Below are 18,061 nucleotides of genomic sequence, written 5' to 3'. Positions count from 1 at the left end.
GATTCTGCGCATCGCTGTCTTTCCGTTCGGAGGGGTCGTCACCAGGCGAACTGCTCGGCGTGGATGCGATCGGCGGGGGTGCCCGCGGCGGCCAGGGCCCGGCGGGCGGCGTGCATCCACTGCTGCGGCCCGCACAGGTAGACGTCGCAGTCGCGCACGTGCGGGACCATCCGGCGCAGCACGTCGGCGTCGGCGTCGGCGCCGGTGGCCAGGTGGGCGGGCAGGAACGAGGGGTGCCGCGGCCGTGGTCCCGGCAGCGTGGCGACGTACAGCGGCCGCCGTGCCGCCAGGTCGGCCAGTTCGGCGGCGAACACGGCCTCGCCGGGGGTGCGGACGCGGTGCAGCAGGGTGACGTGGCGGCCCGCGAGGTCGGGGTCGTCGAGCAGCGCCCGCATGACGGTGACGCCGATCCCGGCGGCCAGCATCAGCACCGGCCGGGCCGGGTCGGCGGTGCCGGTCATGACACCGTACGGCCCCTCGACGGCCACGCGGGTGCCCGGTCGCAGCCGGGCCAGGCGGGCGCTGCCGTCGCCGAGGTCCTTGACGGTGATCCGCAGCCGGTCAGGCAGCGGACCGGCCGACAGCGAGTATGGATTCGCCCTGGTCCAGCCGGGGCCGTCGAGGAACCGCCACAGGAGGAACTGTCCGGGGCGGGCCGGGAGCCGGTGCAGGTCGCGCCCGCGCAGGTGCACCGACACGACGCCGGGGGACTCGGGCACGACCGCGTCCACGACGAGCCGGTGCCGCATGGTGCGCCACAGCGGCAGCCCGACCCGGAACAGCAGCACCGCTGCGGCGGCGACCAGGTAGAGGGTCCACCAGTACGCGCGGGCCCACGGGGTGGCCACGAAGTCGGCGCCGGTCCACAGCTGGTGCGGCAGCGCGAGGGCCAGGCCGAGGTAGGCGTACAGGTGGAGCAGGTGCCACGACTCGTACCGCATCGCCCGCCGCGCGGCCCGCACCGACGTGACCACCACCAGCACGATCGCCGCGGTGCCGCCCGCCGCCAGCAGCATGCCGGGGTAGTCGGCGACCAGGTCCCAGAGCTGACCGACGATGCCCAGGCCGCCGGTGGCCGCGTACCCGGCGGTGGTCGCGACCAGGTGGAACACGAGCAGCCAGAACGACGCGAAGCCGAACCAGCGGTGGCGGCGGGCCAGCGCGTCCTGGCCGTAGCTGCGCTCGACCCAGGGGATGCGCGCCATCATCAGCACCTGGAGCAGCATCAGGTCGGCCGACAGCAGCCCGGCCAGGCGGCCCAGCGAGGTCAGCCCGCCGTCGGTGGCGTCGAGCTGCTGGATCCCGCCGTGCGCGGTCCACAGCGCGGTGACGACGAGCACCGACGCGATCGCGGCCGAGCCGGCCGCGTCGGCCCACCAGCGCCGCGCCCGCCACGGCGCGGCCGGCGCCAGGGCAGCCCGCGGTATCGCGGTGACGGGAGCGCCCACGGCGTCCTCCTCCGGCTCGGGATCGGTCGCCGCCCAGCGTGCAACGTGAATCTCGGAGCCTCCTGGGAGGTCCGTGGGAGTATCGACCGGGCTCCCACCGGCCCGCCCGCGTGGGCGGGAGCGGCCGCTCAGGGTTCGAGCAGCGGGCGCAGCGCGTCCAGTACCGCCGGGTCCTCGATGGTGGAGGGCGGCGCCTCGTCGCGCCCGGCGGCCAGGCCCCGCATCGTCTTGCGCAGGATCTTGCCGGAGCGGGTCTTGGGCAGCGCGGCCACCACGTCGACGGCCGACAGCGTCGCGATCGGGCCGATCTGGTCCCGGACCAGCTGGACCACGTCGCGGGCCAGCGCCTCCGCGGTGACCTCGGCACCGGATTTGAGCACGACGAACGCCCTCGGCACCTGGCCTTTGAGCTGGTCGTCCACCCCGATGACCGCGCACTCGGCCACGGCCGGGTGGCTCGCGACGACCTGTTCCATGGCGCCGGTCGACAGCCGGTGCCCGGCGACGTTGATGACGTCGTCGATCCGGCCCATGACGTAGAGGTAGCCGTCGGCGTCGAAGTGCCCGCCGTCGCCGGTCAGGTAGCAGCCGATGTGCGCGGACAGGTACGAGTCGACGAACCGGGCGTCGTCGCGCCACAGCGTCGGCAGCGTCCCGGGCGGCAGCGGCAGCCGGATGACGATCTCTCCTTCGTCACCCGCGGGCACAGGCTGCCCGAGGGAGTCGACGACGCGCACGTCGAAGCCCGGCACCGGCACGGTCGCCGAGCCGGGCCGGGGTTCGCGCGGTTGCAGGCCCATCAGGTTCGCGGCCACGGGCCAGCCCGTCTCGGTCTGCCACCAGTGGTCGACGACGGGTATGCCCAGCAGGTGCCGCGCCCACTCGTAGGTCTCCGGGTCCAGGCGTTCCCCGGCGAGGAACAGGTATCGCAGGCCGGACAGGTCCGCCGCCTTCAGCCGCAGGCCGTCGGGGTCGTCGCGGCGGATCGCCCGCAGCGCCGTCGGTGCCGTGAACATGGCCTTGACCCCGTGCTCGGCCACGACCCGCCAGAACGCGCCGGAATCGGGGGTGCCGACCGGTTTGCCCTCGTAGAGGACCGTGGTGCAGCCGGTGATCAGCGGGCCGTACACGATGTAGGAGTGGCCGACCACCCAGCCGATGTCGGAGGCGGCCCAGAACACCTCGCCCGGATGGGTGTCGTAGACGTACTCCATGCTCCACCGCAGCGCCACCGCGTGCCCGCCGTTGTCGCGGACCACGCCCTTCGGCCGGGCGGTGGTGCCCGAGGTGTACAGGATGTAGAGCGGATCGGTCGACGCGACCGGCACGCAGCCGACGGGCTCGGCCTCGGCCATGGCGGCCGACCACTCGATGTCACGGCCCGGGGTCAACTCGGCGGGGGCCTGCGGCCGCTGCACGATCACGCAGGCGCGAGGGGTGTGCGCGGATGTCGCGAGCGCCCTGTCCAGGATCGGCTTGTATTCGATCACCCGGTCGACCTCGATGCCGCAGGACGCCGACACGATCACCGCGGGCTGGGCGTCGTCGATCCGCAGCGCGAGCTCGTTGGCGGCGAACCCGCCGAACACCACGGAGTGCACGGCGCCGATCCGGGCGCAGGCGAGCATCGCGACCACCGCCTGCGGCACCATCGGCATGTAGATCACCACGCGGACGCCGGGCCCGACGCCCAGGCCGCGCAGGACGCCGGCGAACCGGGCGACCTGGTCGAGCAGCTCGGCGTAGGTCAGGGTCTGGCCGGTGCCGGTGACCGGGCTGTCGTACACCAGTGCCGCCTGGTCGCCCCGGCCGTCACGTACGTGCCGGTCGAGGGCGTTGAAGCACGTGTTCATCGTGCCGTCGGGGAACCACCGGTAGAACGGCGGCCGGGTGTCGTCCAGCACGATCGTGGGGGCGCGATACCACTCGATCGCGGTCGCGGCGTCGCCCCAGAACCCGGTCGGATGCTCGATGCTGCGGCGGTATTCCTCCTGGTAGCCCATGCCCACCACCTCCCGGACTGCTCATCCCCATTGTGCCTTTTCAGGGCCTCGGGCAGGACGCTGACCGCCGGTGCCGGACCCGGCACCGGCGTCTGGCGGCCGGTCGGCAGGTCACGGCGATGGTCCCGCCGTCGGTGCGGGGAGCAACTCCTTGACATGATGTTCATCGATGTATTACATGGGTTCATGAGGCGATTGTCACTCGTGCTAGCTGTCCCCGCCGCGTTCGTGCTGCTTTCGGTCACCGGTGCGGCGGGCGCCCCGATCGCCTTCCAGGCCGAGAACGCCACCATCCACCGGGGGATCGTGGCGTCGGACCACAGCGGATACACCGGGACGGGATTCGTCGACTACGACGCGATCTCCGGCTCATACGTGCAGTTCACGACGAGCACGTCGCTGCCCGGCTCGATGTACCTCGGCTTCCGCTACGCCAACGGCGCCGCGGCGAACCGGCCGATGGACATCACCGTCAACGGGGTGCTGGTCGCGCACAACGTCCCCTTCGCCAGCACCGGCAGCTGGGACGTCTGGCAGGTCACGGCGTTCACGGTCCCGGTCTCCGCCGGTCCGATCGCCGTCCGGGCCACCGCCACCACAGCCGCGGGCGGCCCGAACCTGGATTCGCTGACCTTCGAGGTTCGGCCGGTCGCGCCCTGATCGCACCAGCCACGTCGCGCCGACGGCCCTGATGTACGCCGCGTGAGACCTGGCCACTGCGTTGACGCGGGACCAAAGTCCCTGCCGGTCGGCACCTGGGGCGCGGGAGGACGGGACCGCCGACCCTGCCGCGCGGACCACCGCCGGGCGGACAGTCGGAGTATGGCCGCCAGGGCACAAGGCCCGAGACGGCACCGACCCGACCTGAACAGGAGCACGCCGTGACCACCGCCAGGCCGGTCATCGCCGGAGTGGACGGCTCGCCGTCCAGCATCGCCGCCGCCTCGTTCGCCGCCGACCTCGCCGTACGGCGCGGCGCCGCGCTACACCTCGTCTACGGCCATCTGAGCCCCCTGTTCGGCTACGGCACCGCCGGGCTGGCCGTGCCGTACTACGACGACGCCGACACCCGGGACGCGATCGACCGCAGCCTCGCCGACGTCGCCGAGACGCTGCGCAAGGAGCACCCCGACCTCGTCGAGGTGACCACCCGGCAGATCGGCGGCGGCCCGACCAGCGTGCTGATCGAGCAGTCCCGTACCGCGTCGGTGACCGTGGTCGGCTGCCGGGGTGCGGGCGGCTTCGCCGAGCTGCTGCTCGGCTCGGTGGCGGCGCAGGTCGCCATGCACGCCCACAGCCCGGTGGTCGTGGTCCGCCCGCCCGTGCCCGACCACGGCGGGGAGCCGTGCCCCGAGCAGCCGCCTGCCGCCCTGGACCGGCCGGTGCTGGTGGGGATCGATGGTTCTGCCGCCGCGCGGGCCGCGCTCGTGTTCGCCGCCGACGAGGCGCTCGGCCGTGCGGTGCCGCTGGTTATCGTGCACGTCTACTGGCCCGAGCCGTGGTTCATGGCCGACGCCGGCACCACGAGCGACCAGATGCAGGCCGCGGCCGAGCACACGGCCGCCGAGCTGGCGCAGCGGCTGCTCGGCGACGCGCTGTGCGACCTGGCCGCCACGCATCCGGACCTGGAGGTGCGGACCCGTGCGGTGCGCGGGCTGAACACCGAGCACGAGCTGGTCGAGGCGTCGCGCGACGCGGTGCTGTCCGTGGTGGGCTGCCGCGGCCGGGGCGGTTTCGCCGGGCTGCTGCTCGGCTCGGTCAGCGGCGCGCTGGTCCACCACGGCCACAGCCCGGTCGCCGTGATGCACCCGACGGAGCAGTGAACGAGGGCTGAGACCAGGCCGCTCCAGGCGTGGCTCCGCAGGGCTCCTGCGGAGCCACCCGATTGCGTAGCATCCGGCCATGGACGTCATCGGCCGTACGCTGGAGCCCGCCGTCTTGAATGCCTTGAACTACTGGCCGCAATACCTGGACGTCGAGCGTCGGCAGGAGGTCGATCTCACGGTCCTGCCGCCCTTCTTCGACGGCCTGCTGCGCGAACTGCCCTGGTGGAACCCGGCCTGGCGGGTCACCCAGGTAGAACCTGCCGTTCCGCGCGAGTTCCCCAGTGAACACGTTCGGCAGCGGAACAGGTTCACCGAGGTTTCGGTGCCCGGCACGGTCGGCACCGACGACGGCACGGCTACGGCGTTCGTCGGCCAGGTGCGCTTCGAAGGTGATCGGCTGCTGCGCTTCCAGGCCAAGGTCGGAGGCGTCGTGATCGGACCGGCACTGGCCGAGGCGGGCAGCCCGGAGCGGCACCCCTTCGGGGCACTGCTCCACCGATTCATGGACAACCGGGGCCTGTCCGTCAAGGACCTGGCTCATGCGACCGGCCGTGCGATGTCCACCATCGCCGGGCTCCGCAGCGGATGGCGCAACCCGCACCCGGTCATCGTCCAGGAGGTAGCCGAAGCGCTGGACCTGCCTGCCGCGGACCTGGCCGCGATAGCCGGAGTCGAGGGCGTCGAGGACCTGAGCGCGTCTTGATCGCCCGTGCGGTCACTCCGGCAGAGTGCGTACGGTGGCGAAGACCTTCGTCAGCAGGGCGTGGAACCGGGTCCGCTCGGCGGTGGTCAGCCCGGCCAGCAGCTGCCGGTCGACCTCGGCGGCTTCGCTGGCCAGCTCGGCGAGCAGGTCACGGCCGGTGCCGGACAGGTCGATGAGGACGCGGCGGCGGTCGGCGCTGTCGCGGGTGCGCTCGATGTGGCCGCCGTCGGCGAGCTGCTCGATGACCTTCGCCATGTCGCTGGGGTCGACGTCGAGCCGGACGCACAGGTCCCGCTGGGCGTGGGGGCCGAAGTCGGCGAGCGCGGCGAGCACCGCCATGTGCCACAGCCGCAGTCCGCGCGTGCCGAGCCGGTCGGCGATGCGGCCGCGTCCGGCCTTGCCGGTCAGTGACAGCAGGTAGCTGTCGATCGACGTGAGTGTGGGCGGCGGGTCCCGGGGGTCCATGGCGCCTATTGTAGGCCAGTCCCTATAGTGGGTCCGCACCCACTATTCATGGAGCGGAGTCATGGACGCACTGCACCCCCGCCTGCTGGTCACGGACTTTCCCCGGTCGTTCGCCTTCTACGAGGCGGTGCTGCCCCGGCTCGCCGGAGCGAACCTGGCCCGGGGCGGTGCGGGCGGCCCGTACGCCAGCTGGGACGTCGACGGCCAGGGCCTGCTGTCGCTGTTCGACCGCCGGGGGATGGCGGCGATCGCGGGCGATATCGGCGGCGGTGGCGCCGCCATGCTGGTGTGCCGGGTGGATGATGTCGACGAGGGCGCGCGGCTGTGCGCCGAGCACGGGGCGGTGCTGGTCGCGGCGCCGACCGACCGGCCGCAGTGGGGTCCGGGGCTGCGTACGGCGCACCTGCGCGACCCCGACGGCGTGCTGATCGAGCTCCAGTCGTACTGACCGGACAGCCGGGTTCAGCGCTCGGCGCCGGTCCCGGCCGGTCCCAGGTCCAGGACCCAGGTCTGGCCGACGAGGTCGTGGCCGAAGCTGCGGTGCGGCCGCTCGTCGGCGAGCGTGAACCCGAACGCCTGGTAGATCCGGCGCGCCGAGGTCAGCACGTCGTTGGTCCACAGGGTGACCTGCCGATAGCCGGCGTCGCGGGCGAAGTCCAGGCAGGTCTGGACCAGCCGGGTGCCGACGCCGAGGCCGCGGGCGGCCGGGTCGACCAGCAGGATCCGCAGCTTGGCGACCCCGGGCTCGTCCCCGGCGACGAGGAACACGCATCCCGCGCGTACGCCGTCGACCTCGGCGATCCGGGCCGCCTCCCGGACCGGGTCGTGCGCACCGGCGTAGTCGGCCACGATCCGGGCGACCAGCGCCTCGAAGCCGGTGTCCCAGCCGAACTGCCGGTCGTAGAGCTCGCCGTGGGCCATGACCACCCAGCCCAGATCGCCGGGCCGGTCCGCCGCCCGGATCGCGACGCGCGAACGGCGATCCTGCGGGCTCATGGGCGCCTCCTGGTGGCACGACACTCTCCGCCACGGTACGCCGAGCCGGTCCGGGCGCCCGGCTGGAAACTGTCGGGGCGCGACGGTAGTTTCACCCGCGCCGCCGCAGCCGATCACGGCCGGTGGAACACCGACGAGGAGGTGGATGCGGGTGAATGCTGCCCTGACACCGTTCGAGCAGCGCAGCGCCGCGCGGGTCGTCGCCCCGGCCCGGCCGCGCAAGCTCGCCAAGGTGCCGTTCGTGGAACTGGCCGACGGACGCCTGCAGGGAGTCGTGTCGAGCGGTTCGGACATCGAGCGGGTGTACGTGTCGTCGGTCTCGGCCGACCACACGTTCCACTGCAGCACCAACAACAACCGCCCGTGCGGGGGCATCCGCCTCAGCGGCTGCAACCACCTGCGCGCCCTGGCCGACGAGGCGGTGCTGCAGTACGGCATCGACCGTGTCGCCCGCTACCTGCGCGCCGACCTGCCCGACGGGGCGTCGACCGGCTGGGACGTGCTCGTGGCGATCAAGGCCAGGCACGAGGCCACGGCGGGCGCGCCGGTGTTCGCCCGGTTCCTGCGGCACCTGTCGTACCTGGAGCTGGCCGCGTCGACCGAGCCGGTGACCGAGATGCACTGGTTCCCGGCGGGCGGGGCGGTGCGCTGATGCGGTTCGACCTACTGACCGCGCCGGGCGACGGCGTCGCCGAGGCGTACGAGGTGGTGGACGGGTTCGACGGCGCGCTGGTCCCCGGCCTGCTGCGTCCCGGCGCCGAGCAGATCACGGCGCTGCACGCCCTGGCCGCGGCCCTGTCGGGCACGCCGCTGGCGGGCCGGGTCGCCGAGGCGGTCGAGAAGACGGTCGCGGGCTCGGTCTCCGACGAGCACCTGGCGGCGCTGGCCGCGGCCCGGTCGGCGCTGCTGGGCGCCTGCCACGACGAGCTGCTGTCGCGACTGGACGAGGCCTGCGGACGTACCCGCGCGTCGTGGCCGGGCGCCGCGGGCGCCTCGGCCGGGGGAGCGAACCTGCTCGCCGCGGCCCGGTCCTGGCTGTCCGAACTGGCCGTCGCCGGGTGGCGCGGCATCGACCACGACCTGGTGTCCCAGGCCGACCAGCTGGTGCAGGCCCTGCTGGCCGACCCGCCCCTGCGCCGCCTCGGCGTGCTGCTGGACGGATTCGCGGGGGAACTGCGTGCGTGCGCGCCCGGCGCCACGATGCCGCGTGTACCGGTGCGCCGCTGGGCCGACCTGTGGTCGCGGGCCGTGCTGCTCGCGCAGCCGGGCGCGCTCGCGCCGACGCCGGGCGGCACCGTGTCCGGGCGGCTGCTGCCGCTCGGCGTCGACCTGCAGGAGCACCCGACAGCCGTGCAGGCACAGGTCCACGCGGTGCTGGAGACCGCCGACGGCCCGCGCCTGGTGCGGGCCAGCGTGTCCGCGCCGAAGGTCGACACGCTCGCCGGTCCGGGCACGTGGCAGCTGCTGCGCGGGCACTGCTCGCTGCTGGCGGCAGTCACCGGGCAGCGGTCCGTGGACCTGGCCGACATGCCGGTCACGGCAGGCGGCGACCTGCTCTGGTCCGACGCGTACGCCGTACCCGGTGCCCCCGCCGACGCCTTCGCCACCGCCCGGATCCAGCTCGCCGCCGCGACCGCGCCCCCGGCCCCGCCGCTGGAGCGCCACCCGGTCCGCATCGCCGAACCGGTGCTCGTCGAGGGGTACGCCGCCGCCGTCACCGACGACGGCATCACCCTGACCCTGCCCGGCCTGGAGCTGGCCGTCGACACCGACCGGATGCACAACGCCGGGCCGCTCACCCCCGAGCTGGTCGCCACGTCGACCGCCTGCCTGGGCCTGCTGCGCTGGGACGGCCGCTGGACGATCCAGCCCCTCGCCGTCGAGGCGCCGGTCAAGCGCAAGACCACCGCCGTGCACGCCGGCGCCTGGGCGGGCGGGGCCACCGACGCCGCCGGGGCCAAGGTCGAGGCGGCCGCCGCCGACGCGGTCAAGGTGCTGCGCGAACGCGCGGGAAGGCTGCTGCGCCGATGAGCCTGGACGCCGACCTCAACCGCCGCCAGGTCCTCTACTGGCGGCTCATCGCCCGGCTGTTCAGCCGCGAGGAGCAGGCGAGTCTCGAACAGGCCGGCCTGGCCGTCGTCGAGGACATCGGCCTGCCCGCCGCCCTGCTCGACCCGCAGGTGTCGGTCGACACCATCGTGCAGCGCTTCCCGGACCTGGCCGCCGAGTTCGACGGTCTGATGAAGCCGGAGACCACCGACGGCGAACGCGACAGCGCCGCCGAGGTGCGCCGGGCCGCGCTGGCGGCCAAGCTGCTGCTCAACGTGTTCGACACCGGCTCGGGCTCGGTGTCGGCCACGCAGCTGTCCCGCTGGCAGTCCGACGCGGGCTGGCTGGAGCGGGCGCTGGGCCAGGAGCCGGGCAGCCTGCGCCGCGGCGGCCGCGGCGCCGGCAGCGGCCCGGACGGCGCCGGTATGGGCGCGACCCTGGGCGAACTCGAAGGAGATCTGGTCGGCCGGATGCAGCTGCGCGAGGTGCTGGCCGATCCGAAGCTCGCCGCGCAGCTCACGCCGAGCATGTCGCTGATCGAGCAGCTGCTGCGGGACAAGTCGAACCTGTCCGGGGTGGCGCTGGCCAACGCCAAGTCGCTGATCCGGCGGTTCGTCGACGAGGTCGCGGCGGTGCTGCGTACGCAGGTGGAGCGGACGGCGGTGGGGACGGTCGACCGCAGCGTGCCGCCCAAGCGGGTGTACCGCAACCTGGACCTCGACCGCACCATCTGGAAGAACCTGACCAACTGGAGCCCCGAGGACCAGAAGCTCTACGTCGACAAGCTGTTCTACCGGCACACCGCCAGCAGGACGACGCCGTCGCGGCTGATCGTGGTGGTGGACCAGTCCGGGTCGATGCTCGACTCGATGGTCAACTGCACCATCCTGGCCTCTATCTTCGCGGGGCTGCCGAAGGTCGACGTGCACCTGATCGCGTACGACACCAGGGCCATCGACCTGACCCCGTGGGTGCACGACCCGTTCGAGGTGCTGCTGCGCACCAAGCTCGGCGGCGGCAACGACGGCCCGGTCGCGATGGCCATGGCCCGCCCGAAGATCTCCGAACCGCGCAACACCGCCATGGTCTGGATCTCGGACTTCTACGAGTTCGACCGCTCCCAGCCGCTGTTCGACGGCATCACGGCCGTGCACGGCTCCGGCGTGAAGTTCATCCCCGTCGGGTCGGTGACCAGCTCCGGCCAGGGCATCGTCAACCCCTGGTTCCGGCAGCGGTTCAAGGACCTCGGCACGCCGGTGATCTCCGGCCACATCAGCAAGCTCGTGTTCGAACTCAAAAAGTTCCTCGCCTAGGAGAACCCTCCATGTCTGACATGCTGCGCGCCCCCGCCGAGACGAAGTACGCCGAGGAGCTCGACTGGCTGGAGTCGGTCGACACCGGCCCGAAGCCGTTCTCGTGGCGGCTGTCCCCGCGCATGGTGCGCCTGTTCATCCTCGGCTCCGAGCGTGCCGACGGCCTCGACCGCGAGATCGCCCAGAAGTGGTTCGGCGACCGCAGCTTCGTCGAGCGCGCCATCGTCACCCTCGCCTCCGACCGCGGCCTGCTGCTCATCGGCGACCCGGGCACCGGCAAGAGCTGGCTGGCCGAGCTGCTCGCCGCCGCGATCTGCCGCAACTCGACCCTGGTCGTGCAGGGCACCGCCGGCACCACCGAGGACCACATCAAGTACTCCTGGAACGTGTCGGCGGTCATCGCCAACGGCCAGTCCCGCGCCTCGATGATCCCGTCGCCGATCATGACCGCGATGGAGAACGGCGTCATCGGCCGGTTCGAGGAGCTGACCCGCTCCACCAGCGACGTCCAGGACGCCCTGATCTCGATCCTGTCCGAGAAGTACGTCTCCATCCCCGAGCTCGACGACGACAACATCGTCTTCGCCAAGCCCGGTTTCTCGATCATCGCCACCGCCAACAGCCGCGACCGGGGCGTCAACGACCTGAGCTCGGCGCTCAAGCGCCGCTTCAACTTCGTGCGCATCCCGGTGGTGACCAACAAGAAGAGCGAGGCCGAGATCGTCCGGTTCCGCACGGTCGAGTTGCTGCGCCGCCACCAGATCGAGCTGGACGTCCCGCCGACGCTGCTGGACATCCTGCTCCAGAGCTTCGCCGACCTGCGCGCCGCCGCCGCGTCGGCGGGCAGCGACGACGAGAAGCTGGAGTCGGCCCTGTCGACCGCCGAGCAGATCGGCGTCCTGGAGGACGCGATCCTGCACAGCAACTTCTTCGGCGACCGGTCCCTGCAACCGCAGACCCTGGCCGGGTCGCTGGTCGGCTCGCTGGCCCGCCGCACCCCGGAGGACCTGGCCATCCTCAACAAGTACTGGCACGGCGTGGTCGAGCCGCGCAGCAAGGCCGAAGGCGGCCTGTGGCCGCAGTTCCTCGAAGGCGGCCGCGAAGCGATCAAGACCCTCTCATGACGCACACCTTCGACGCGCTGCGCTCGCAGCTGCTCGACGCCGCCGCGGCGATGTCGGACACCCCGGACGCGCTGTCCGGGATCCTGTCCGGCATCGTCGACGACGTCGGCCGGGCCCTGGCCGAGCCGCTGGAGATCTTCCCGGTCTGCCACCACTCGCCCGCCTCCGCGATCGCGATGGCCCGGCGACTGCGCGAGAAGCAGCCCAAGGTCATCTACCTGGAGCTGTGCGAGGACATGACGCCGCTGCTCACCGAGCTGCGTAACTGCAAGCTGCCGGTGGCGGTGCAGGCGTTCGCGTCCGAACTCGACGGTTTCCCGCAGGAGTGGTCGCCGCTGTCGGTGGTCGCGCCGATCACCGAGGCGTCGGCCGAATACCAGGCCATCGCGTACGCGCTGGACACGCCCGGGGTCGAGCTGGTGCTCGTCGACCGGTCCACCGACCACGTGTTCCAGTGGCAGCCGCGCAAGGACAAGGCCGCTGGCGAACCGGCCGCCGAACCTGCCGAGGGCGAACCGGTCGAAGGCGCCGAGCTGCACGGCGACGCCGTCGGCGTCGAGATCGGCGACCTGCGGCCGCGCTTTGCCGAACTGGAGCAGCACCTGCTGCACCACGGCAAGGTCCGGCACTGGTCGGAGTGGTGGGACCAGTTCGTCGAGCAGCCCCTCGGCGACGCCGACTACGACACGTACCGGCAGGTCATGGTCCTTATCGGCAGCCTGTTCCGGCGGCTGGCGCCCGGCGCGCACGACCGGGTCGCCTCCGACGAGGAGCGCGAGCGCTACATGTGGACCCGGATGCGCCAGCACCTGGCCGCCTCCGGCGCCGACAGCGCCGACTGCCTGTACGTGTGCGGCGCGTTCCACGCCGCCAGCCATGTCGCCGAGTTCGGCCTGCACGGCGACGACTCGTACGAGATCAGTCCCCGCACCGCCACCAAGTGGCACCACGGCCTGATCCCGTCCAGCCACTCCGCGATCGAGGCCCAGTTCGGGCTGGCCTCGGGCTCGGTGTCGATCGCGGCGGCGGTCTTCGCCAAGTCCGTGACCCGCACCGGCGTCGTGCCGTACCGGCTGGAGGGCCAGCAGGGCAGCAGCGCGGCCGGGAAGAAGAAGGCCAAGGCGGCGGCGGTCGTGTCGCCGGTGTCGCAGCAGGTCGCCGACCGGCTGTCGGGGTTCCTGGCCCGCCCGCCCGTGCTCGACGCCCTCGACGAGGACGAGCTGCTCGGCTGGTCGGTCGAGATCGTGCGGCTGGCCCGGCGCAACGGCTACCTGTCCAGCACCGCCGACGCGATCGCCGTGTTCGAGACGTCGATCCTGCTCGCGGGCATGCGGGGGCGAGCCCGGCCCACGCCGTACGACTTCCAGGACGCCGCCGTCACCTGCATCGAGAAGGAGAGCGTCCCCGGGCGGCGCGACGTGCGGCGGCTGTGCGAGATCATGCTCGGCGGCGACCGGGTCGGCCAGGTCGGCTACGACTCGCTGCCGCCGCTGGCCCGCGACGTGCACGACCGGCTCGCCCCGCTGAACCTCAAGCTGGAGCAGCGCGGCGTGCAGCGGGCGCTGCTCGACATCGCCGGTGACCCGGCCCTGGCCCGGTGCTCGGATCTGCTGTGGATCCTGCGCCACCTGCTGCCGCACGGCGCCGCCCGCCCGATCATGGGGCAGCGGCGGCTGGGCGAGAAGCCGATCCAGGAGTCGTGGGACCTCGCGCTCGGCACCCACCAGCGCGAACTCATCGAACTCGGCTACGAGGGCATCACCGTCGAGCAGGTGCTCGAACAGCGGCTGCGCCGCGCCGTGTGGGGACCGCAGGCCACCGCCGCGGTCGCGCTCGGCGCGGTCGAGGACGCCACGCTGTACCTGCGCAGCCGCCGCTTCGCCGACGAACTCGGCGCCCGCGCCGTCGACCTGCTCGCCGCCGAGCGCACCGTCGACGACGCCCCGGAGGTGCTGCGGCGGGCCCGGCGGCTGCTGGCCCACTATCGCGCCACCGAGCCGGTGCTGCCCGCCTGGCTGGAGTCGTTCGTCAAAGCCGGGTACGCCCACTACTGCACCCTGCTGCCCAACGCCTTCGTCGACGCCGAGTCCGGCACCCGGCAGGTCGCCGCGATGCTCGGCTTCCTGTTCAGCATGGAGAGCCTGGCCCTGTCGCTGGGCTGCGACCGGGCCCAGCTGGAACTGGCCGTGGCGCAGTCGCACCCGACCACGCCCGCCAAGACCGCGCTGCTGTGGGCGGCGCAGCAGCAGCTCGGCATCCTGACCCGTGCCGAGCTGCGGGAACGTACCGAGCAGCTGCTCGACAACCCGCTGGTGCTGCCCGCGTATCCGCACTATCTCAGCGGGTTCGTGCAAGCTCTGGAGCCGGTCCCGGCGCTGACCGGGTTCGTGGTCGAGGCGATCTCGAAGGCGTTCGCGCGGCTGCCCGACCCGATCCTGCTGCCCTGGCTGCCCACGCTGATCACCACGCTGCGCAAGGAGGGCGGCGACCACGTCGCGCTGCTCGCGCGCGAGGCAGGCCGCATGTTCCCCGGCAGCCTGCCCGCCCTCGACACCTGGACACCACCGTGGTCCGCCCCTGCCGCCGCGCCGACCGGCACGCCGCCGACGGGCCCGGCGGTCGCGGGCCCGCTCGCCACCCTCCTCACGACCCGTCCCGACGCGACGGACGCCCTCGCGGTCCTGCTCGGCTGCCAGGGCGACTGGACCGCGACCACCCCCACCCCACCCGACAACCCCCTCCACCACCTCCTCACCCGCCACCCCGACCCCGCCACCGCCCTAGCCCACACCATCGCCTCCTAACCCACCCGGCCCGGCACCCGCCCGGCGCCTGCCCCGCCCGGCACTCGGCTCGGCCCGGCACCCGGCTCGGCCCGGCACCCGGCTCGGCCCGGCCCGGCACCCGGCTCGGTTGATCATGAACTTATGTCAGGGTTCGACGGCGTGTCGCCGCCCTGGCGCCGTGATCACCGTCGGCGGTGCCGATTCGCCGGCCGAGGAGTCGACCGCAGACGGCGATCTTGAATAGAGATCGCCGTCTGCGGTCAAAACCCCCTGATTAAGTGCATGTTCTGACCGCTGGCGGCGATCTTGCCGGGTCTCGTCGCGCTACCGGCGGACGGACGGCGTAGCGGCGGCACGGTGGCCGCCCGGTGGCGATGCGCACCGTGCCGGTGGCGATGCGCACCGTGCCGGTGGCGATGCGCACCGTGCCGGTGGCGGTGTACACCGTGCCGGTGGCGGTCCGCGCCGTGCCGGTGGCGATCTGCGCCGTACCGGTGGCGGTCTGCGCCGTGCCGGTGGCGATCTGTGTCGCGTCCGGCCCGTCGTGGCGGCTGGATGCTGGTCGCTTTGTCGGCTTCGGCGCCATCCCGCCTGATCCAACCAATTGACAGACGTCTGTGCGTGCCCCTAGGGTCCGGACACAGTACGCATTCACGGCGACCTTCCGGGTGGGCGCCCCGTTCACCATCCCCCGGAAGGGAACAGCCATGCATCGTCGTCCGTTATGGACGCTGGTCATCGTCGGCGCCCTCGTCCTGACCACCTCACCCGCCTCGCCCGCCGCGGCGGCCGCCCCGCCGACCGGCGCCGCCGCTGCCGCCGGGCTGGCCCGGCCCGCAGCCGATTCTCCCGCCCTGCTCGGGGCCGTCGCCCCGATCGGCGGCGTCGTGCCCGGCCTGACCGGTGCAGCCGCCCAGCAGGCGGCGGGCGCCGCAGCCGAGCACTTCCGGTCCACCCGGACGTCCGCAGTGGCCGCGGCTCAGCTGCACACCTCGTGGGGCATCCAGTTCCCGATCAACGCCAGCCAGGGCCTGCGCGCCACTCAGAGCGTCGTCACCGGCGCCGGCACCACCACCACGGGCGGCGACTACGTGTACGCCCCGACCGCCATCCCGGCCGGCAGCGCCTGCATCGAGATGACAACCGCGTATACGCCGACGGGGCCGAACCTGTGGGCCTGGGACTGGTGCGGCGGACGCGACGGCGTCGGGAAGCTCACGCCCATGAACGCGTCGTTCCTGGCCACCTACACGACCATGGTCAACGGGCGGCCCGCGTACAGCCTCGACGAGCACAAGACGTCGACCACGGCCAACACCTGGACGGCGTACCTGTACAACTTCCAGACCCATGCCTGGGACGTGTACTTCACCAGCTCCGGCGTCTACGACCTGCCGCAGTTCCCGTTCGGCTGGGACATGTTCGAGGTGTACACGTCGGTGAACCCGGCCACCGGCGCCGGGTACTACTGCCGCGACCTGGCCGGCCGGGCCTTCGAGAGCAGCAGCATCCAGCTGTCGGTGAACGGGGCCTGGACCCCGGCCACCGCCGCGACCGCGCCCACCGACAGCACCCGGCCGCCCTCGGGCAGCAGCTTCGACTGCCCGGCGCTCACCTTCTCGATGGTGCACGCCAACGACGACTGGCTCGACCAGATCGGCACGGCACCGGCCACGGCCTCGTACGAGGCCGAGGCGAGCGGCAACACCCGGGGCGGCCAGGCCGCCGTACGCAGCCTGTCGACCGCCTCGGGCGGTGCCGTCGTCGGCTACGTCGGCAACGGCACCGCCAATTACCTGCAATTCAACAACGTCAACGCCGCCACCGCGGGCAGCCGTACGGTGACGGTCTACTACGCGTCCGGGGAGAACCGGTCGGTGACCCTCAGCGTCAACGGCGGCAGCCCGGTCTCGGTCAGCACGCCGAGCACCGGCGGCTGGAACACGGTCGGCTCGGTGAGCGTCACGCTGAACCTCGCGGCCGGGGCCAACACGATCCGCTTCGCCAACCCGACCGGCTGGGCGCCGGACCTGGACCGCATCACTGTGTCCTGACCTGACCTGACCTGACCTGACCCGGCCTGACCGGACCGGGTGCGGGGGCCGTCGCCGGCTCCCGCACCCGCGGTTCAGACCGCTGTGGGCCGCGCGGCATACCCAGGCAACGTGCTGTCCTTGGCCTGCGCGAACCGTTCCACCGCCCCGAGCGCCCCCAGCAGCGGCAGCCGGGCGACCGCGTCGCGGACCCGCCTGCCGCCCGCGGTCCTGGGCACCATGAGCCGGACGTTCATCCCGATCTGCTGCTTCCTGCGGACCAGCTCACGGTGGCTCTCCTGGTATGCGGGGAACGCGGCGCGATGATCGCCGCCCGCCGCGGCCAGCACCCCGGCCAGCCGGTACGCGCCGACCAGGGCCAGTTCGGCACCGGCGCCCGAGGCGGGTGAGGCGCACCAGGCGGCGTCACCCACCAGCGCCACCCGGTCCGAGAACCAGGAGTCCATCCGCACCTGGCTCAACGCGTCGAAGTAGAAGTCAGGATCGGCCTGGGCCGCCGCGAGCAGCTCGGTGATCCGCCAGGACGGCTCACCGGCGAACGCGTCGCGCACCAGGCGCTTGTGCTGCGCCACGTCGCGCTGGTCGTAGGACAGGACGCCGGATCGGAACATGAAGTACGCCTTGGCCTGGGCGTGGTTGCCGGAGCGGTAGATCCCGGCCATCTTGCCCGGCAGGTTGTACATCGTCACCCACCGGTCCTCGCCCAGTGCCGCGTCGGTGTTCGCGAACGCGAAGTAGTGGTCCTTGTGCCGGACGTGGCGTTCCTCCGGCCCGAAGGCCAGCCTGCGCACCGTGGAGTGCAGGCCGTCCGCCCCGATCACCAGGTCGAAGCGGCGTGGTTCCGCGCGGTCGAACGCGACCGTCACCCCGTGGCCGTCCTGCTCCAGCGATCGGATCGAGTCGCCGAAGTGGAACTCGACCCCGGCGCCGGCCGCCTCGTGCAGCAGCGCGACCAGGTCGCCGCGCATGATCTCGACCGAGCCCGGTTCGCCGGTGTGGATGCGGGCGATGCTCCGGTCGTCGGCGTCGACGAACTTCATCCCCCGTACGTCGGTGGCGGCCGCGCGGACCTGCGGCATGATTCCCATGCGCGCGCCGACGAGCACAGCCTGGCCGCGCACGTCGACCCCGTTGCCGCTCTCGCGCGGCCCCGGCGCGCGCTCCACGACGGTGGGCTGGAAACCGTAGCGGGCCAGCCAGTGTGCGGTGGCCAGCCCGGCGATGCCCGCGCCCGATATCAAGATCCGCTTATTCATTCAGGGTCCCCCGGCGGTATAGTAACTGGAACGAGTGT

The 18,061-nt window shown here is 72.6% G+C and carries 16 protein-coding genes; 11 read left to right on the top strand and 5 right to left on the bottom strand.

All coding sequences use genetic code 11. The features are described from left to right. Nucleotides 1–38: 38 nt before the first annotated feature. Together Cs7R123_RS27970 and Cs7R123_RS27965 are read right to left on the bottom strand one after the other, a co-directional pair. A complete protein-coding gene (locus Cs7R123_RS27970; RefSeq protein WP_244872191.1) occupies nucleotides 39–1,448 on the bottom strand; it encodes a ferric reductase-like transmembrane domain-containing protein in 1,410 nt (469 codons plus the stop codon). Nucleotides 1,449–1,576: 128 nt separating this feature from the next. Further along, nucleotides 1,577–3,451 carry a propionyl-CoA synthetase gene (locus tag Cs7R123_RS27965; protein ID WP_212830751.1) on the bottom strand — a complete coding sequence of 625 codons (1,875 nt, stop codon included), beginning with the start codon at nucleotides 3,449–3,451 and terminating at the stop codon, nucleotides 1,577–1,579. Between the two features lie 186 nt (nucleotides 3,452–3,637). Here Cs7R123_RS27965 and Cs7R123_RS27960 point away from each other — a divergent pair, with 186 nt between their 5' ends. The 3 genes from Cs7R123_RS27960 (at nucleotide 3,638) to Cs7R123_RS27950 (ending at nucleotide 5,980) form a co-directional block, all read left to right on the top strand. Further along, nucleotides 3,638–4,111, top strand: coding sequence for a carbohydrate-binding protein (locus Cs7R123_RS27960; RefSeq protein WP_212830749.1), 474 nt, complete (start codon nucleotides 3,638–3,640; stop codon nucleotides 4,109–4,111). A gap of 221 nt (nucleotides 4,112–4,332) precedes the next feature. After that, nucleotides 4,333–5,274 (top strand): universal stress protein, encoded by a 942-nt coding sequence (locus Cs7R123_RS27955; protein ID WP_212830747.1) that lies wholly within the window; start codon nucleotides 4,333–4,335, stop codon nucleotides 5,272–5,274. A 79-nt stretch (nucleotides 5,275–5,353) separates the two neighbouring features. Beyond that, nucleotides 5,354–5,980 (top strand): helix-turn-helix domain-containing protein, encoded by a 627-nt coding sequence (locus Cs7R123_RS27950; RefSeq protein ID WP_212830745.1) that lies wholly within the window; start codon nucleotides 5,354–5,356, stop codon nucleotides 5,978–5,980. A 12-nt stretch (nucleotides 5,981–5,992) separates the two neighbouring features. On the opposite strand, the gene Cs7R123_RS27945 is transcribed toward Cs7R123_RS27950, so the two are convergent. Continuing rightward, nucleotides 5,993–6,445: a MarR family winged helix-turn-helix transcriptional regulator gene (locus Cs7R123_RS27945; protein ID WP_212830743.1), complete on the bottom strand. Its 453-nt coding sequence runs from the start codon at nucleotides 6,443–6,445 to the stop codon at nucleotides 5,993–5,995. A gap of 61 nt (nucleotides 6,446–6,506) precedes the next feature. On the opposite strand from Cs7R123_RS27945, the gene Cs7R123_RS27940 reads away from it, so the two are divergent. After that, nucleotides 6,507–6,893, top strand: a complete 387-nt coding sequence (locus Cs7R123_RS27940) for a VOC family protein (RefSeq protein WP_212830741.1) — start codon at nucleotides 6,507–6,509, stop codon at nucleotides 6,891–6,893. A 14-nt stretch (nucleotides 6,894–6,907) separates the two neighbouring features. On the opposite strand, the gene Cs7R123_RS27935 is transcribed toward Cs7R123_RS27940, so the two are convergent. Then, on the bottom strand, nucleotides 6,908–7,441 hold the full coding sequence (locus Cs7R123_RS27935; protein WP_212830739.1) for a GNAT family N-acetyltransferase: 534 nt from the start codon (nucleotides 7,439–7,441) through the stop codon (nucleotides 6,908–6,910). A gap of 151 nt (nucleotides 7,442–7,592) precedes the next feature. Between Cs7R123_RS27935 and Cs7R123_RS27930 the strand changes: the two genes are divergently transcribed. The 7 genes from Cs7R123_RS27930 to Cs7R123_RS27900 all read left to right on the top strand — a co-directional run bounded on the left by Cs7R123_RS27930 (nucleotide 7,593) and on the right by Cs7R123_RS27900 (nucleotide 16,767). After that, nucleotides 7,593–8,093, top strand: a complete 501-nt coding sequence (locus tag Cs7R123_RS27930; RefSeq protein ID WP_244872190.1) for a hypothetical protein — start codon at nucleotides 7,593–7,595, stop codon at nucleotides 8,091–8,093. Beyond that, nucleotides 8,093–9,472 (top strand): hypothetical protein, encoded by a 1,380-nt coding sequence (locus tag Cs7R123_RS27925; protein ID WP_212830725.1) that lies wholly within the window; start codon nucleotides 8,093–8,095, stop codon nucleotides 9,470–9,472. The genes Cs7R123_RS27930 and Cs7R123_RS27925 overlap by 1 nt, the downstream gene beginning before the upstream one ends. Beyond that, nucleotides 9,469–10,803 carry a VWA domain-containing protein gene (locus Cs7R123_RS27920; RefSeq protein WP_212830724.1) on the top strand — a complete coding sequence of 445 codons (1,335 nt, stop codon included), beginning with the start codon at nucleotides 9,469–9,471 and terminating at the stop codon, nucleotides 10,801–10,803. The genes Cs7R123_RS27925 and Cs7R123_RS27920 overlap by 4 nt, the downstream gene beginning before the upstream one ends. A gap of 11 nt (nucleotides 10,804–10,814) precedes the next feature. After that, nucleotides 10,815–11,927 (top strand): AAA family ATPase, encoded by a 1,113-nt coding sequence (locus Cs7R123_RS27915; RefSeq protein WP_212830723.1) that lies wholly within the window; start codon nucleotides 10,815–10,817, stop codon nucleotides 11,925–11,927. Beyond that, complete coding sequence (locus tag Cs7R123_RS27910; protein ID WP_212830722.1) at nucleotides 11,924–14,731, top strand: DUF5682 family protein; 2,808 nt, start codon at nucleotides 11,924–11,926, stop codon at nucleotides 14,729–14,731. Before Cs7R123_RS27915 ends, Cs7R123_RS27910 begins: the two co-directional genes overlap by 4 nt. 350 nt (nucleotides 14,732–15,081) lie before the next feature. Further along, entirely contained in the window at nucleotides 15,082–15,321 is a 240-nt protein-coding gene (locus Cs7R123_RS27905; RefSeq protein ID WP_212830721.1) for a hypothetical protein, read from the top strand. Nucleotides 15,322–15,420: 99 nt separating this feature from the next. After that, the gene (locus Cs7R123_RS27900; protein WP_212830719.1) at nucleotides 15,421–16,767 is read left to right on the top strand and encodes a carbohydrate-binding protein; all 1,347 of its coding nucleotides are present in this window, start codon (nucleotides 15,421–15,423) and stop codon (nucleotides 16,765–16,767) included. A gap of 74 nt (nucleotides 16,768–16,841) precedes the next feature. On the opposite strand, the gene Cs7R123_RS27895 is transcribed toward Cs7R123_RS27900, so the two are convergent. Continuing rightward, complete coding sequence (locus tag Cs7R123_RS27895; protein ID WP_212830716.1) at nucleotides 16,842–18,023, bottom strand: FAD-dependent monooxygenase; 1,182 nt, start codon at nucleotides 18,021–18,023, stop codon at nucleotides 16,842–16,844. Nucleotides 18,024–18,061: the final 38 nt, after the last annotated feature.

This window comes from Catellatospora sp. TT07R-123 (assembly GCF_018327705.1).
Taxonomy (GTDB): Bacteria; Actinomycetota; Actinomycetes; order Mycobacteriales; family Micromonosporaceae; genus Catellatospora.
This window is presented reverse-complemented; position numbering and strand designations above follow the sequence as displayed.